This window comes from Photobacterium sp. R1 (assembly GCF_054600795.1).
The window spans coordinates 1-388 of record NZ_BAAHZP010000166.1; the positions used below are offsets into that span (position 1 = coordinate 1).

The 388-nt window shown below is 54.4% G+C and carries 1 protein-coding gene; it reads right to left on the bottom strand.

Annotation, left to right across the window (positions count from 1 at the left end):
- Positions 1 to 388: hypothetical protein (locus tag ACYP03_RS24500; protein WP_459782448.1), on the bottom strand; the 388-nt coding region annotated here is incomplete at both ends.

Here is a 388-nt window from a genome sequence, read left to right on the forward strand (position 1 = left end):
TGTCGCACCCAGACGGTTCTTACCGCAGCCGAGATCGATCAGAATCAGGCTGGAGTCACCTTTGTCGGTACGCAGTTGTGGTGTCACGGTTTTACGCACATCTTCCACACGACCAAACGCTGTGATCACCAGAGACAGCGGAGAAGTCACTTCTTTCTCTTCACCGTTCTCTTCCCACTTGGTCTTCATCGACATGGAATCTTTACCAACTGGAATCGTCAGGCCCAGCGCCGGACACAATTCCTCACCCACGGCTTTAACGGCTTCGTACAGACCGGCATCTTCGCCCGGGTGACCGGCTGGTGACATCCAGTTAGCTGACAGTTTGATCCGCTTCAGATCACCGATATCGGCGCTGGCAATGTTAGTGATCGCTTCACCCACAGCC